This window comes from Paenibacillus sp. FSL K6-0108 (genome assembly GCF_045040695.1).
Lineage (GTDB): Bacteria > Bacillota > Bacilli > Paenibacillales > Paenibacillaceae > Paenibacillus > Paenibacillus pabuli_B.
In genome coordinates this window covers 5,227,743-5,242,020 of record NZ_CP150288.1, presented here as the reverse complement: position 1 = coordinate 5,242,020, position 14,278 = coordinate 5,227,743, and the positions used below count along the sequence as shown (strand labels likewise).

Genomic DNA, 14,278 nt, shown 5'->3' with positions numbered 1-14,278 from the left:
TGCTTAAAATAAGGGGAAAGGCATGATAAGCAATGCATACACAAGGTGATCTGGATGTGAATTCATTAAAAGAGCTTTCAAGCGTTGAAAGAACCGTACTTGGTGTGTTTTTCTACAAATATGCCGGACAACCCTTTTCCAACATGCTGACATCTGCAGAGTGGGCTGTGGATGGTCTTAGCCGCGCTGAAGCAATGACGGCGTTTATAGCACTCAGGAATAAAGGGTGGATCAAAGCTGTGCGCAAGTCTTGGGGCGAAAACCTATATTACATACCAGAATCACTATTTTCTTTGTTAACCATTGCTTATGCAGCACGGGTGGGTATGTTCGCACAACAGAAGGTGCATGTATTCCAAGATGAAATGACACAAGATAAGCCCATATCCAGTTATGAAGTCCAGAAAGTGAAGATTGTTCGAGAGGCCAAGCCGGACATTGCTGCAGAGCTTCTTCATATATTGGCTTGGGTGGTAAGAGAAGGTCGAGATCAAGGGGGGCTTTTATTAACAAGTAAGGGGACTATTCACAAGAAATTGGTGCAGCGATTAAGCCGGATGACGGTTTTGAGTCCTGAAGACTTTGCGGAACTGGATATTAGTTACGATCATGCAGATGTGTACCCAGTCCATGTGGCCCTTGTTATTGATTTGCTGCTCAGTCTGGGTCTAATTGAAAAGGTGCATAATCGGATGCATGTGTCGCCTGACCGACTTCGATATTGGTTAACATTGTCATGGTCTTCAATGCATCGAGAAATTTTTAGTGTATGTATGGACCGATATGGTGTAGCAGAGCCTCTACATCAGCATTTTCGTCATCAGTTGTTGATGTTTGCTTCACGGGTAAATGAATGGTTGAGTATTACGCCAGGCATTTTAAACAACGATGGACTGGAAAATGCAAATAAAAGTGGGGGGCGTGGAAGTACTTCAGGATCCACCTTCTCAGCACATATCCGGGGATGGCTCCATATGCTCGTAGGCTTGGGATATGGGGAGCTAGGTGAATCGGCTGCTGGAGAGCTGTTATACCGATGGCAGATTGCCCCTGAAAATTTATTGAACTTTACGAATGACCAGGCAGAAAATCCGGAACAGAATACAATTTTTGTTCAGCCTGACTTTGAAATTATGGTTCCGCCAGATGTAACTCCACAAGTCCGCTGGAATCTTGAACTGGGTGCTGAGCTTGTGAGTCGTGATCGAATGTCCATATACCGGATAACCAAAGAACGAATCATTGTTGCAACAGACATCGGCTTTACAGCGGATAAAATGATAAAATTTCTTGGACGGTATGCTGCCTCAGGAGTGCCTGAACATGTGGAGCCAGCCATCCGGCAGTGGGGGCAGGAGGCAGACGGACTTAACCTGACCGCTGGGCAGGATGTTAATCAGAACGAAACAATGGATAAAGTCAAAATAAGGGACGCATGGATATATGCCGTGGCAGATGGGGCCATAGTTGGAACAGAGGAGTTTAATGGCAGAATTGAGGTGCAAAAGGAACCCTTTTATATTCGTGGAAGAGCAGGGCTCATTCAAATTGATTCCAATCTTCACACGTATGAACAGGAGCATACCATTACAGAGCACTCGGCTCTGTTTCCAGGCTACGGAGAGATCCCGGAGATGTGGCATAACGAGTGGCGGGGGTATCATGTGTCAACAGCTCGCCAGATTGCTGCCAAAGCCATTGAATGGCAGACAAAACTGGGTCTGAAGCTGGGCAGCACGACCGTTTATGTGATCCCTGATCAAATTCACGGTCATGAAGATTGGACATTAACGGGCTGGTCCATATCCGACGGTGGTACAGATTCCGCAGTATGCTGTTCTTTTTCCCCTAACGAATGGAAACAAATCCGCCTGATTATTCCGGACCATGCATAAACTTGATCACCGTTGTCAAAGCAGATCCCATGTTCTCTATTTCTATTTGCAGGAAAAACTCTTCTTAACTTTTCGGGGATATGATATGATGAAGTAGTCTACGTTAAGTAGAACTTTATATATAGATAGGATGAATTTCATGAGCGTAGCGGAAATGAACACGGTCGATATGGCCCAAGTGTTAACGGGCGCATATGAACTGGGCGACATGATTAACCAATCAGCCGAAGTATCGGATTATTTATATTGGAAGCAGCAAGTGGAGACGAGCCCTGAAATTCAGGCAGGAATACGCAAGCTGGACGCCAAAAAGGAACTATTTGAAGAAACACAGCGTTTCGGACATTTTCACCCGGACTATCATGCGGCCAAAGATCAGGTTAAGGCGCTGGAGCTGGAGTTGGAACGTTTTGAGGCGGTAGCCCGCTTCAAACAGGCGGAAAAGGCATTGGACGATATGTTGTTCCAGATGTCGGAGACGATTGCATTCGCCGTGTCAACGACCATCAAGGTACCGAGCAATGATCCGAATCCGAAGGGCGGCTGCGGTAGCGGAGGCAAGTGCGGTTGTAGCTAAAGAGTTGATAAGGATATAAATTATGACAGACCGGACCTTTCCGAGGCTCCGGTCTCCACTATAGAAAGGCGGGGAAAATGATGTTTGCGGAAAGGACAGGATTCATTATTTGGGTCAGTGATTTGAAAGCAGCTCGTAATCTCGAAAAGTATGGTACCGTTCATTACATCTCCCGCCGTATGCATTATGTTGTCATGTATGTTAATGCAGAGCGGGCTGAGGATACGATGAAAAATGTGAACAGACTTTCCTATGTGCGCAAGGTTGAACGTTCCTACCGGAATGAGATCAAAACAGAGTATGCTAGCAAAACAATGGACAAGACGAGTTTTTACGGGATATAACAAAACGGTTTGGGAATGGACAGTAAACTTGTTGCCACTGAACATTTCGAAACGATTAACCAGAGGGGCTCTTCGGGGCCGCTCTTTTATTGAATTATGCGCGTAAATTGGATTTCGTGAAAAATCTGAAACTTACGCCTTGAGGTTGCGGGACTTATGTTGTAATATATTGGGTAAATAAATAGATAGAAAGTCCTATCTGGTGGAGAGTGATTCCCATGCGTGATAAGGTGATGCAACGTTGGAGCACGTACGAGCCTTTTTTCGTGGCTCTTGGAGACAAAAAAGTGGCCGACATCGTCATTACCCATCATGCCAAGATGCGGTATGCAGACCGTATTGAGCCGGCACGTAATGATGATGACCATATTGCGGCATGGTTATGGGAGTGTCTGAAACAGGACCGCATTACACCATACTACCGTAATGAGCAGGATGTATACCTGATCGACGAAGATCTGGTCGTGGTTGCTGAATTTTCCGAACTTGAAGGGGAATATGATATTGCTGGCAATCCGCTTCATAAGATGATTGTAGTTACATTTCTGGGGAAGATGTCCGAGACGATTGAACTGCGGGATTTAAAATCGTATTATTCTTGGCTAAGACATTCAAGACGAATGACTTTGGTTAAGAACAGTCGCAAGCATAAGTAAGTTTGGAATAATCCATATTTTCGTATTGATATATTCAGGTTACCTCGCATGCAGACAAGCTGCATGCTTTTTTTGTTGGAATTCACGAAATCGGCTACAATGGGGAAAGCGTACAGAAGAGGGGCGAAGATATGAATTTTCATCAATTGCATATTTTTTATACCGTAGCAGAGAAGGGAAGCTTTTCAGCGGCTGCGCAAGCATTACATATGACACAACCTGCGGTGACGATGCAGATTCAGTCACTTGAGGATTATTTTGGGACCAAGCTGCTGCATCGTTCCACCAAGAAAATAGAATTATCCGAGGCCGGCCGGACATTACTGCCTCACGCCAAACGCAGTGTTGAGTTGGTCAGACAGACAGATGAGGCGATGTCCGCATTTACACAGATGCTGCAAGGGAGATTGCAGCTCGGGGCAAGTTTGACGATAGGTGAGTATGTGCTGCCGCGGATGCTGGGTCCTTTTGCACGCCAATACCCGGATATCTCGATCGTCATGAAAGTGATGAATACTACGCAAATTATGGACGATATTTTGAAACATCAGCTTAACTTTGGCCTGATTGAAGCGCCAGTACATCACCCGGATATGATTGTAGAACCGGTCATGCAGGATGAATTGAAGCTGGTTGTTCCAGCAGGACATGCCTTGGCAGATCATGGGGAAGTAGAACTGGAAGATGTGCTAAACTACGCATTTGTGTTGCGGGAGAAAGGCTCGGGTACCCGTCAGGTGATGGAAGATCAGCTGCAAAAGAGAAATATAGATCCACAGGATATGAATGTGGTAATGGAACTTGGCAGTACAGGTGCTGTGAAATCCGCGGTGGAAGCCGGTGTGGGTATCACGATGGTTTCCCCTTCGTCGGTTCAGCATGAACTGGCCCTTGGACTGGTTCATATCGTGGATATTCGTGGGCTTGAGTTCAAACGACAGTTCTACGCCATACATCTGAAATCTTCATTGCTGCCCTTGTCGGCAGTCGCTTTCCTGAATTATTTGCGTCAGCAGGAGCAGACAACATCAGAAGAACAACGGGCGGAATAAGAGGCTCATATTCATTTTTAAATCCATTCTGATAACCACTCGATATAAAAAAGGAGCTGTTGTGCATGCATCAATTGAACGGACGGTGTGACCTTCATACCCATAGCCAAGCGTCGGACGGAATGCAGCCGCCTGCCGAGAATGTGAAGCTTGCCAAACAAAGAGGACTGTCTGCGGTTGCGCTGACGGATCACGATACCGTGGCGGGTGTAGCCGAGGCACAGCAGGCTGGCCGTGAATATGGGATTGACGTTGTGGCAGGAGTAGAGATCAGCACCCGCGCAGGCGGCAAGGATATTCATGTGCTTGGTTATTATGTGAATACAGAAGATGAGCAATTTCTGGATCGACTGCGCGGACTTCGGGAAGCGAGGGAAGAACGAAATCATTTGATCATTGCCAAGCTGCAGGAGCTAGGACTTGAAATCAGCTGGCAGGAAGTCATTGATGGTCTTGGCCGACCGCTGGAACCAGATGAAAGTATCGGCAGACCTCATATGGCCGATGTGTTGGTACGAAAAGGATATGCTGCTGATATGAGGGATGCGTTCAATCGTTATCTCGCTGAAGGCCAACCAGGCTTTGTCTCGGTTCCCAGCGTTGCACCGGAAGATGCATGCAAGTGGATTAAAGATGCGGGCGGTGCTGTTGTAATTGCCCATCCTGGTTTATACGGAGATGATGAATTGGTTCGTCGCATTTTGATGGACGCTCATCCTGACGGGATTGAAGTGGTTCATTCGGATCATGGACCGGAAGAAGAGCGCAGATATGCCGAGTTGGCACGGGAGTTTGGACTAATTCAAACAGGTGGTTCCGATTACCATGGTGTAAGACAAGGGGTAGTATTCCACGGGGATCTGGGCAGCAAAACCGTTACCGTTGATGTACTCGGTAAACTCCGGGCTGCCGCCGGGAAGTCTTGATTCGGAAACTCTCTTCATACGTTGTATGAGACGGGGGTATAAGGGATCGGATGTCATCGTGCTAAAATTAAATATGAAAAAAAGAAAGGACATAGAGATGGGGTGAGTGTTAGTCGCTAGCCATGTCTCTATGTCCTTTTTGATTGCCTATTATTGGCTAGGTAATGGAATAATTCACCCATGTGCCACGAGCAGCTCCAAGGCGTTCAAATAATTGCTGTGCCCGCTCGTTGGTTGCTGCGGTGATCCAAGACATGTAAGCACATCCGTGTTCCCGTGTATACTGTTGGCAATGTTCAAACAGTCTGGTCTCAGCTTCTCCTTCTCTCCAAGCTTCCGTCACAAACAAGTCATTCATGATGGCAACGCGGTTTGCCCTCATCGTGCTGTAGGTAAAATAGAGTGTAGCGAATCCGATGAGTTCATCATCCTGCTCTGCAACGAATTGAACACCGATCTGCTGATCAAGCAGGTTTTTGAACAAAAGCTCGATTGCCTGATCACCAGGCCAGGGATTGTTATAAAAGCCGACGATATACTCGTGCATTAATGCACTCAGCGGCAGTATATCATTAGGCTGAGTTGGTCTGATATTTAGCGTCATGGGACACATCCTTAGAAATGTATTTATAGATTCATGATTGAATTATTATACATTAAAATGAATTAATATTCAAAATAAATAATGAATCAACAGCATGACGCCCATATTTAATTGACAACAAAGAAAAATCCCCCGAACAGTGTCTCGGGGGATTTTCTTCTGCCTATCAAGAATGAATAGCAAGCATTTTATCCGTTTTTGATCGTAGAAGGCAAACTTTTAATCAACTCTTCGTTCGGCGTCACAAACAGGGTCTTCTGGTGGTCATAAATGACAAAGCCTGGTTTGGAGCCGCTGGGCTTGCGCACATGTCGGATAAAGGTGTAGTCCACCGGCACGCTGCTGGATTCTTTGGCCTGACTGAAATATGCCGCGAGTTGTGCAGCTTCCTCCAGCGTTGCTTCGCCAAAATCTGTGCTGCGAATGACGACATGTGAACCCGGAATGTCTTTAGTATGCAACCAAGTGTCATTGGAAGAAGCCAGACGGTTGGTGACGTACTCATTTTGCAGGTTGTTTTTGCCTACGAGAAGTTCAATTCCCTCCGATGAAGTAAACTGATGCACGGTAGGGCGGTCGTTTTTCTTCTTTTTTTTGCCTTTTTTGTTGCGGTCACGAAGATAACCCTGCTGCACAAGCTCTTCGCGAATTTCTTCGATGTCATTCATGGATGCGATAGACAGCTGCTGGAGCAGATTGTCCAGATAGTCGATCTCATCTTTCGTTTTTCCAAGCTGCTCGTGGATAACAGCCAAACTGTTCTTATATTTGTTATATCGTTTGAAATAACGTTGTGCGTTGTCAGACGGTGTAAGCAATGGGTCAAGCTGAATGGTGATGTTGGCTTGATCTTCATCATAGAAGTTCACAAGCTCCACACTTTTGTCCCCTTTATTAACCTGGTGCAGAGAGGCAAACAGCAGTTCTCCCCATAACCTGAATTTGTCCGCATCGTCGGCTTCCAGCAGATCCTTGTTCAGGTTGTCCAGCTTTTTAATGTTTTTGCTGCGCTCATTTTGCAGAAAACGCAGCAGATCACTGACTCTTTGCTTGACCGTATCCCGCTCAGCCTTGTCTCCGTAATAATCCTCCATACATTTGCTCATCGTGTCATAGGTTTTCTCTGCGTCCTGAATGCTCTGAAGCTGAACGGCCGAGAAAATCATCTTGCCTTTGCCATTCAGCCCTGTCACAGGAGTATAAGTATTATCTCTTACTGGCCCCATGACGGACTCAAAAGCAGTCCATAGTGCATCGGCTTCGATTCGAGCATCACCTTTGCTTGCAGCATGATCGTCACCTTGATTGGCAGATACCCGAGAGGTAATCTCTCCTGCAATCAGAGGACTAAGACCACTGAATGAATTCACCAGCCAGCGTGCGGCCTCTTCTTCTGAAGCAGAGTAGCTATTTTCAAATTCAGTGCTGTTTATTTCAAGCGGATTGCTTTTATGCTGCTCTGGTGGCTCGGTATACGAAAATCCAGGCATAATGACCCGGTAACTGCTGATGGACGGGGTTACGTGATGAATCCCATCCAGAATTGTTCCCGTTATAGGATCCACCAAAACAATATTACTGTGACGCCCCATCAGTTCAATAATGATCCGTTTGACGGAAACATCACCCAGTTCATCGCGCTGACGCACGTCGATATGAATAATCCGCTCCATGCCAATCTGGCGAATCTCCTCGATGATTGCACCCTCGCAGTGCTTGCGCAGCAGCATGCAGAACATCGGAGCTTCAGTGGGGTTAACAAACGTTTTTTCGGTAAAATGCACACGCGGATATGTCGGGCTGGCCGAAATAAGCAATTTGCTGTTTCCGCGCTGAGCACGGAGGGTCAGTACAACATCATGGCCGTTAGGTTGATGTATTTTGCTGATGCGTCCACCTTTGCAGCCTTGCAGTTCATGTACGATCGCTCGTGTTACGATGCCGTCCAATGCCATTTTTTTCAACGTCCTCTCTATCTATAACTGAAATGAACACCGGGATATGTAAAAAAAGAACCCGTTGCAGATTCGTATTTGTTTTGTATAGCCAAAAATCGGGTTGCCACTGCGGATATAACCACAGACCTTTATTTTAGCTTATTCTGCCCATCAGGGAAAGGATTCGCCATCGGGTGCTAATTAGGGTCCTGTCCGAATACATATAGAGCAGGTAGTTTGTCCGGCATCGCGTACAACCTGTTGATTAGCATAGCCGGTGTAGTATGTGTGACGTTTTACAGAGGAAATACAGACTGGGAGGGAATTTTGAAGCATGGAACATACCAAGTGGCACCAACTAAGCGTTGAAGAGCTTCGTAACACTCTTGGCGTCAGTCTTGAGGAAGGATTAACCGAAGAGACTGCAACAGAAAAGAGGAAGGCTGCCGGTTCGAATGAGCTGAGCGAAGGAAAGCGCATATCTCCAATCACTTTATTGCTGAATCAATTTAAGGATTTCATGGTCTTGGTGTTGATGGGGGCCACACTGGTGTCCGGATTGCTTGGAGAATACTTGGATGCTGTAACGATTGTTGCCATCATCGTCCTTAATGCCATTCTTGGTTTTGTACAGGAATTCCGGGCGGAGCGTTCCCTTCGTGCATTGAAACAATTGTCGGCCCCATTGGCCAAAGTGCTAAGGTCGGGTCAGGAAGTTCATCTTGCAGCCAAACTTCTGGTGCCAGGGGATATTGTGCTTGTGGAAAGCGGCGATCGCATACCTGCCGATGTGCGCTGGCTGTCCACGAACAGCCTTGATGTAGAGGAATCTGCACTTACTGGGGAATCCGTTCCTGTAAGCAAACATTGCCATCCCATAGCTGCGGATGACGTACCGCTAGGAGATCAGAAAAACATTGGATTCATGGGGACGATGGTCACTCGCGGTACGGCCAAGGGTGTTGTGATCCGGACGGGCATGGATACGGAGATGGGCAAAATTGCTGATCTGATCCAGAATACGGAGGAACAGGAAACGCCGCTGCAACACAGGCTGGAACAGCTGGGTAAAATATTGATTTTTGTAGCGCTCGGATTAACCGTCATGGTTGTTGTTGCAGGTATTCTGCATGGACAACCGGCAGTAGGCATGTTTCTGGCAGGGGTCAGCCTCGCAGTGGCCGCCATACCAGAAGGGTTGCCAGCGATTGTAACGATTGCGCTAGCCCTGGGCGTACAGCGTATGATCAAGCGAAAAGCGATTGTGCGCAAACTTCCCTCCGTGGAAACCCTTGGTTGTGCCTCGGTCATCTGTTCGGATAAAACGGGTACGTTGACCCAGAACAAGATGACGGTTACCGACGTGTGGCTGGAGGGACGCAGCATCAAGGTCACGGGGGATGGATATGCACCAGAAGGGCAGATGCTGGAGAATGGCCGTACCTTGGAACTGAAGAGTGACCAGACATTGCGGAGAATGCTTCAGATCAGCGCACTTTGTAACAATGCCAGTATTATCGAGAGTGTTGCAGATGAGATGCGGAATAAAAAGAAAGGCAAAGACACCAATAAGGATAGTAAGAAAGAAGCGAAGAAAGGTACAAAGAAAGATCATGTTAATGAAACCGTCAAGGAAGACAGCGTGGTATGGGAGCTGAAAGGCGATCCTACGGAAGGCGCACTCGTAACACTGGCCTCCAAAATGGGGCTTACCCCCACTGGTCTCAAGGAGTTATATGCACGTGAGCAGGAATTTCCTTTCGACTCTGATCGGAAGCGGATGTCTGTGCTGGTTCATCATCAGGGTGGGCGCATGATCTGCACCAAAGGTGCACCGGATGTGCTCATTGGGCAATGCAGCTACATTTTGTGGGAGGGCAATGTCGTACCTTTCACAGGAACGCTGCGGCAGAAAGTCATGGCGGCGAACGAGAGCATGGCTGGGGCTGCGCTGCGGGTACTCGGAATGGCTTATCGTGATGTGCGGCCAAATGAAAAGGTAGAAAATGAACATGCTGCTGAGAGCCAACTCGTCTTTGTTGGGCTTGCAGGCATGATTGATCCACCACGGCGTGAGGTACGGGATGCGATTGCGACTTGTCGCAGAGCAGGCATACGTACGGTTATGATTACTGGAGATCATGGCACGACTGCAGATGCTATCGCTCACCAGTTAGGTATCCTTCCACGAGGCGGGACCTCACTTAGCGGCCAACAATTGGCGGGCATGACGGACGAGCAACTGGATAAACAGGTGGAGGGCATTTACGTGTTCTCACGAGTATCCCCTGAGCACAAACTGCGTATTGTAAAATCATTACAGCGCAAAGGTCATGTCGTAGCGATGACTGGAGATGGCGTGAACGATGCGCCGGCTATTAAAGCAGCAGATATCGGGATTGCGATGGGAATCACAGGCACGGATGTGACAAAAGAAGCATCGGCGTTAATCCTGAGTGACGATAATTTTTCTACTATAGTGGCTGCCATTGAAGAGGGGCGTAACATCTATGAAAATATCCGCAAGTTTATCCGATATTTGCTGGCATCCAATGTAGGCGAGATTCTAACGATGTTTTTCGCGATGATGATGGGATTGCCCTTACCGCTCGTGCCGATCCAGATTCTGTGGGTCAACCTGGTGACGGATGGATTGCCAGCGATGGCGCTCGGTGTGGACCAGCCGGAAAAAGATCTGATGGAACACAAGCCTCGTGGCTCCAAAGAAAATATTTTTGCGAGACGACTGGGCTGGAAAATTGTCAGTCGGGGTGTATTGATCGGACTTTGTACACTCGGGGCGTTTTGGCTTACCCTGCAGGCCGCGCCTGATCAACCAGGTCAGCTCATTAAAGCCCAGTCTGTGGCCTTTGCTACTCTCGTTTTGGCACAGCTCATTCATGTATTTGATTGCCGTAGTTCCCGCTCCATATTCCACCGGAACCCATTGCAGAACAAGTATCTGGTGTTTGCAGTCATTTCATCCATCGTGCTGATGCTGGCGGTCATGTATGTAGAGCCGCTGCAGCCTATCTTCAAAACTGTACCACTGGGTATGCGCGAATGGGCCATTTCCATCGTTGCCGCAGGTATTCCAACCTTCCTCATGGGAATTGGCAGCGTGTGGGGAGGTCGTCGTAACCGTCGGCGGATGGGGCCTGGACGCTTCGTACCGAAAAGTACAAAGTTTTCGGCATAAAATCAATAGCAATTGTTTATCGTTTTCGTTATGCTATCCTCAAAATGATTCGAGGCAGATCCCTCGGCATTTTGCAGGATAGCTTTTTTATTGGGAATGTTGGATATGAATTGTCCGGGGGTATCCTGTATAAGAGCAAGAATAACGCTTTGGCAGCAGACTGCCAAAAGGAGTGGGCAAGGTTATGGAATTTACAAAAATGCATGGACTCGGCAACGATTTTATTGTTGTGTTTGGAGAACAACAGCTTCCGGCTGATGCAGCAGAATTGGCTGTAAAATGGTGCAACCGTTTCTTCGGCATCGGCGCGGATGGCCTGGTTTATATACTGCCTTCGGAGAAGGCGGATTTTCAGATGCGCATTATGAATTCTGACGGTTCGGAAGCAGAGCAATGCGGCAATGCCATTCGCTGTGTATCCAAATACGTATATGATCACGGTCATGTGACTCAAGAACAGATTACGATTGAAACCATCGGTGCGGGTGTACAACCCGTAAGCTTGAACATTCGTGATGGCAAAGTGGAAACCGTTCGTGTGGACATGGGGGAGCCCATCCTGAATGGACTTCAAGTTCCAACCACTGTTGATGCCAATCCGGTGGTGGATCATTCCATTGAAGCAAACGGACAGGAGTTTAAATTTACAGCAGTCTCCATGGGTAATCCCCATGCAGTCATCTATGTGGATGATGCTGTGAATTTCGATCTTTCGACTTGGGGGCCACTTCTTGAGGTTCATCCCATGTTCCCGAAAAAAATCAATGTAGAGTTCGCAACGGTTCGCGATCGCGGCTATGTGGACATGCGTGTGTGGGAACGCGGTGCTGGGCCGACACTCGCTTGTGGAACCGGAGCTTGCGCAACGCTGGTATCATCCGTTCTGAACGGACATACGGATCGAACTGCAGTGATTAGCCTCAAGGGCGGCGATCTTCATATTGAGTGGAGTGAAGCCGACAATCACGTGTACATGACCGGGCCTGCTGAAGTTGTTTTCAAAGGAGTCATTTCGTAAAGAATGCGTTTAAATAAGGAGGCCTGAGGGCCTCTTTTTTTTGCAGGAATATGAATTCCTACTTGTTCAGATGGTTTTAAAGACTGAATTTCATTTTTCTTCGTTTTTCAGATGTTTTTTGTGTTACATTAGTATGAAATGATCAGTCAGGCGGGGGGAAATGGGATGAAGGCGGATTTACGCAGTGCAATGCAGGAACGGGTCCTCATAGGGGATGGGGCGATGGGAACATTCCTGTATCAGATGGGATTCCCGGTAGGGATTTCTTATGAAGAGTTGAATTTGATTTCACCTGAAGTGGTGGCAGATGTGCATCGTCGTTATCGGGATGCGGGTACGGAAATCCACGAAACCAATACGTACTCTGCCAATTATGATAAGTTGTCCAAGTTTGGTCTGGAGTCCAAGGTGGAGGATGTCAACCGTGCCGGTGTACGTATCGCCAAAGAAGTAGCTGGTGCAAACGGTTATGTTCTGGGCGCGGTTGGCTCCATTCGTGGAGGAAAACGGACGAATGTATCAACAAGCGAATTGAAGCGTTTTTATCAGCAACAGATTTTTGCGCTGCTTGATGAAGGAGTGGATGGCATTCTGCTCGAAACCTTCTATGATATTGAGGAGATGGACATCGCCCTTCTGCAGGCCCGCAAGCTGAGTGATCTGCCCGTAATCGGACAGTTCGCTGTTGAGGATGTAGGGCATACACTGGATGGATATACGATGCCTGAAGCTTTTCGAATCATGCGTGAGCAAGGAGCTGACGTTATTGGTTTCAATTGTCGTTCCGGTCCTAACGGAATTATGCGGGCGATGGAAACGGTGTCAGGCCGTATCGGTGTTCCAATGTCTGTTTACCCAAATGCGGGTGCAGCGGATTACGTTGATGGTCAGTTCCGTTATGGAGCGTCCCCGGAATACTTCGGACAGACCGCAGTGCAATTCGCTGAACTGGGCGCGCGTATAATCGGAGGCTGCTGCGGTACGACACCTGATCATATCACGGCAATTGCCCAAGCCCTTGTTGAATACACACCTGCTCCGATACTGGAACCTGATCCATCCGAGTCGAAACCGCGTATTATCTTGCATGAGAACGTAGATGAACGGTCTGGACGAGGTGGGCAGCCCACCATTGTGGATTTGGTCAAGCAGCGCCATACAGTCATCGTCGAACTTGACCCACCGCGTGATCTCGACATTGCAAAGTTTATGAAAGGCGCCGAGACATTGAAAGCGGCTGGTGCAGATGCATTAACCTTGGCTGATAATTCCCTTGCGGTTACCCGGATGAGCAACATGGCTCTCGGCCATCTGGTTCAGGATCGTACAGGATTGCGCCCATTGGTGCATATTGCATGTCGTGACCGAAATCTGATCGGAACTCAGTCTCACATGATGGGCTTTGATGCTCTGGGCATTAATCATGTACTCGCTGTAACTGGTGACCCCGCACGATTCGGTGACTTGCCTGGTTCAAGCTCGGTATACGATCTGACTTCTTTTGAAATTATACGTATGATCAAGCAGTTAAACGACGGCGTGTCCTTCTCCGGTAAACCGCTCAAGCAGAAGGCAGGCTTTGTGATCGGTGCCGCTTTTAACCCGAATGTGAAACATCTGGATAAGGCTGTACAGCGTCTTGAGAAAAAGATTGCTTCAGGAGCCGATTATATTATGACGCAGCCGGTCTACGATCCCGAATTAATCGTAGCCATGAGTGAAGCGACCAAGCACCTGGATGTGCCAATTTTTGTAGGGGTTATGCCACTTGCCAGCGGCCGAAATGCAGAGTATCTGCACAATGAGGTTCCAGGTATTCAGCTGTCGGATGAAGTGCGATCCCGGATGGCTGGTCTCGAAGGAGAAGAAGGTCGAGCAATGGGTGTCAAGATCGCTAAGGAGCTTCTGGATGTAGCAACAGAACACTTCAAAGGAATCTATTTGATGACTCCATTTATGTTCTATAGTATGACGGCCGAATTGACCCAATATGTCTGGGAGAAGTCGGAGCATCAATGTCCTACTTGTTTCAACCCTAATAATCAATTACAATAGTGTAACGGATGTGAT

Annotated in this window: 11 protein-coding genes; 9 read left to right on the top strand and 2 right to left on the bottom strand. The window is 47.7% G+C overall.

Going from position 1 to position 14,278, the window contains the following annotated elements:
- Nucleotides 1-32: 32 nt before the first annotated feature.
- The 6 genes from MHB49_RS23825 to MHB49_RS23800 all read left to right on the top strand — a co-directional run bounded on the left by MHB49_RS23825 (nucleotide 33) and on the right by MHB49_RS23800 (nucleotide 5,450).
- A complete protein-coding gene (locus tag MHB49_RS23825; RefSeq protein WP_405153244.1) occupies nucleotides 33-1,895 on the top strand; it encodes a helicase-associated domain-containing protein in 1,863 nt (620 codons plus the stop codon).
- Nucleotides 1,896-2,034: 139 nt separating this feature from the next.
- Nucleotides 2,035-2,472, top strand: coding sequence for a YlbF family regulator (locus tag MHB49_RS23820; protein ID WP_247898428.1), 438 nt, complete (start codon nucleotides 2,035-2,037; stop codon nucleotides 2,470-2,472).
- 80 nt (nucleotides 2,473-2,552) lie between these two features.
- Nucleotides 2,553-2,816 (top strand): YlbG family protein, encoded by a 264-nt coding sequence (locus tag MHB49_RS23815; RefSeq protein ID WP_063565591.1) that lies wholly within the window; start codon nucleotides 2,553-2,555, stop codon nucleotides 2,814-2,816.
- Nucleotides 2,817-3,034: 218 nt separating this feature from the next.
- Nucleotides 3,035-3,472 (top strand): hypothetical protein, encoded by a 438-nt coding sequence (locus MHB49_RS23810; protein WP_053784297.1) that lies wholly within the window; start codon nucleotides 3,035-3,037, stop codon nucleotides 3,470-3,472.
- Nucleotides 3,473-3,603: 131 nt separating this feature from the next.
- Complete coding sequence (locus tag MHB49_RS23805) at nucleotides 3,604-4,524, top strand: selenium metabolism-associated LysR family transcriptional regulator (RefSeq protein ID WP_405153243.1); 921 nt, start codon at nucleotides 3,604-3,606, stop codon at nucleotides 4,522-4,524.
- Nucleotides 4,525-4,589: 65 nt separating this feature from the next.
- Nucleotides 4,590-5,450 carry a PHP domain-containing protein gene (locus MHB49_RS23800; protein WP_405153242.1) on the top strand — a complete coding sequence of 287 codons (861 nt, stop codon included), beginning with the start codon at nucleotides 4,590-4,592 and terminating at the stop codon, nucleotides 5,448-5,450.
- Nucleotides 5,451-5,607: 157 nt separating this feature from the next.
- Here MHB49_RS23800 and MHB49_RS23795 read toward each other — a convergent pair whose 3' ends face one another.
- A complete protein-coding gene (locus MHB49_RS23795; protein ID WP_405153241.1) occupies nucleotides 5,608-6,054 on the bottom strand; it encodes a GNAT family N-acetyltransferase in 447 nt (148 codons plus the stop codon).
- A gap of 188 nt (nucleotides 6,055-6,242) precedes the next feature.
- Nucleotides 6,243-8,009 (bottom strand): NFACT family protein, encoded by a 1,767-nt coding sequence (locus MHB49_RS23790; protein WP_405153240.1) that lies wholly within the window; start codon nucleotides 8,007-8,009, stop codon nucleotides 6,243-6,245.
- Nucleotides 8,010-8,325: 316 nt separating this feature from the next.
- Here MHB49_RS23790 and MHB49_RS23785 point away from each other — a divergent pair, with 316 nt between their 5' ends.
- The 3 genes from MHB49_RS23785 (at nucleotide 8,326) to MHB49_RS23775 (ending at nucleotide 14,263) form a co-directional block, all read left to right on the top strand.
- Nucleotides 8,326-11,190 (top strand): calcium-translocating P-type ATPase, SERCA-type, encoded by a 2,865-nt coding sequence (locus MHB49_RS23785; protein ID WP_405153239.1) that lies wholly within the window; start codon nucleotides 8,326-8,328, stop codon nucleotides 11,188-11,190.
- Nucleotides 11,191-11,374: 184 nt separating this feature from the next.
- Nucleotides 11,375-12,208 (top strand): diaminopimelate epimerase, encoded by an 834-nt coding sequence (gene dapF / locus MHB49_RS23780; RefSeq protein WP_405153238.1) that lies wholly within the window; start codon nucleotides 11,375-11,377, stop codon nucleotides 12,206-12,208.
- Nucleotides 12,209-12,373: 165 nt separating this feature from the next.
- Nucleotides 12,374-14,263, top strand: a complete 1,890-nt coding sequence (locus MHB49_RS23775) for a bifunctional homocysteine S-methyltransferase/methylenetetrahydrofolate reductase (protein ID WP_405153237.1) — start codon at nucleotides 12,374-12,376, stop codon at nucleotides 14,261-14,263.
- Nucleotides 14,264-14,278: the final 15 nt, after the last annotated feature.

Coding starts and splice junctions, on each gene's coding strand:
- MHB49_RS23815 (WP_063565591.1), top strand. CDS start 2,553: ATGTTTGCGGAAAGGACAGGATTCATTATTTGGGTCAGTGATTTGAAA.
- MHB49_RS23790 (WP_405153240.1), bottom strand. CDS start 8,009: ATGGCATTGGACGGCATCGTAACACGAGCGATCGTACATGAACTGCAA.
- MHB49_RS23805 (WP_405153243.1), top strand. CDS start 3,604: ATGAATTTTCATCAATTGCATATTTTTTATACCGTAGCAGAGAAGGGA.
- MHB49_RS23825 (WP_405153244.1), top strand. CDS start 33: ATGCATACACAAGGTGATCTGGATGTGAATTCATTAAAAGAGCTTTCA.
- MHB49_RS23820 (WP_247898428.1), top strand. CDS start 2,035: ATGAGCGTAGCGGAAATGAACACGGTCGATATGGCCCAAGTGTTAACG.
- dapF (WP_405153238.1), top strand. CDS start 11,375: ATGGAATTTACAAAAATGCATGGACTCGGCAACGATTTTATTGTTGTG.
- MHB49_RS23775 (WP_405153237.1), top strand. CDS start 12,374: ATGAAGGCGGATTTACGCAGTGCAATGCAGGAACGGGTCCTCATAGGG.
- MHB49_RS23785 (WP_405153239.1), top strand. CDS start 8,326: ATGGAACATACCAAGTGGCACCAACTAAGCGTTGAAGAGCTTCGTAAC.
- MHB49_RS23800 (WP_405153242.1), top strand. CDS start 4,590: ATGCATCAATTGAACGGACGGTGTGACCTTCATACCCATAGCCAAGCG.
- MHB49_RS23810 (WP_053784297.1), top strand. CDS start 3,035: ATGCGTGATAAGGTGATGCAACGTTGGAGCACGTACGAGCCTTTTTTC.
- MHB49_RS23795 (WP_405153241.1), bottom strand. CDS start 6,054: ATGACGCTAAATATCAGACCAACTCAGCCTAATGATATACTGCCGCTG.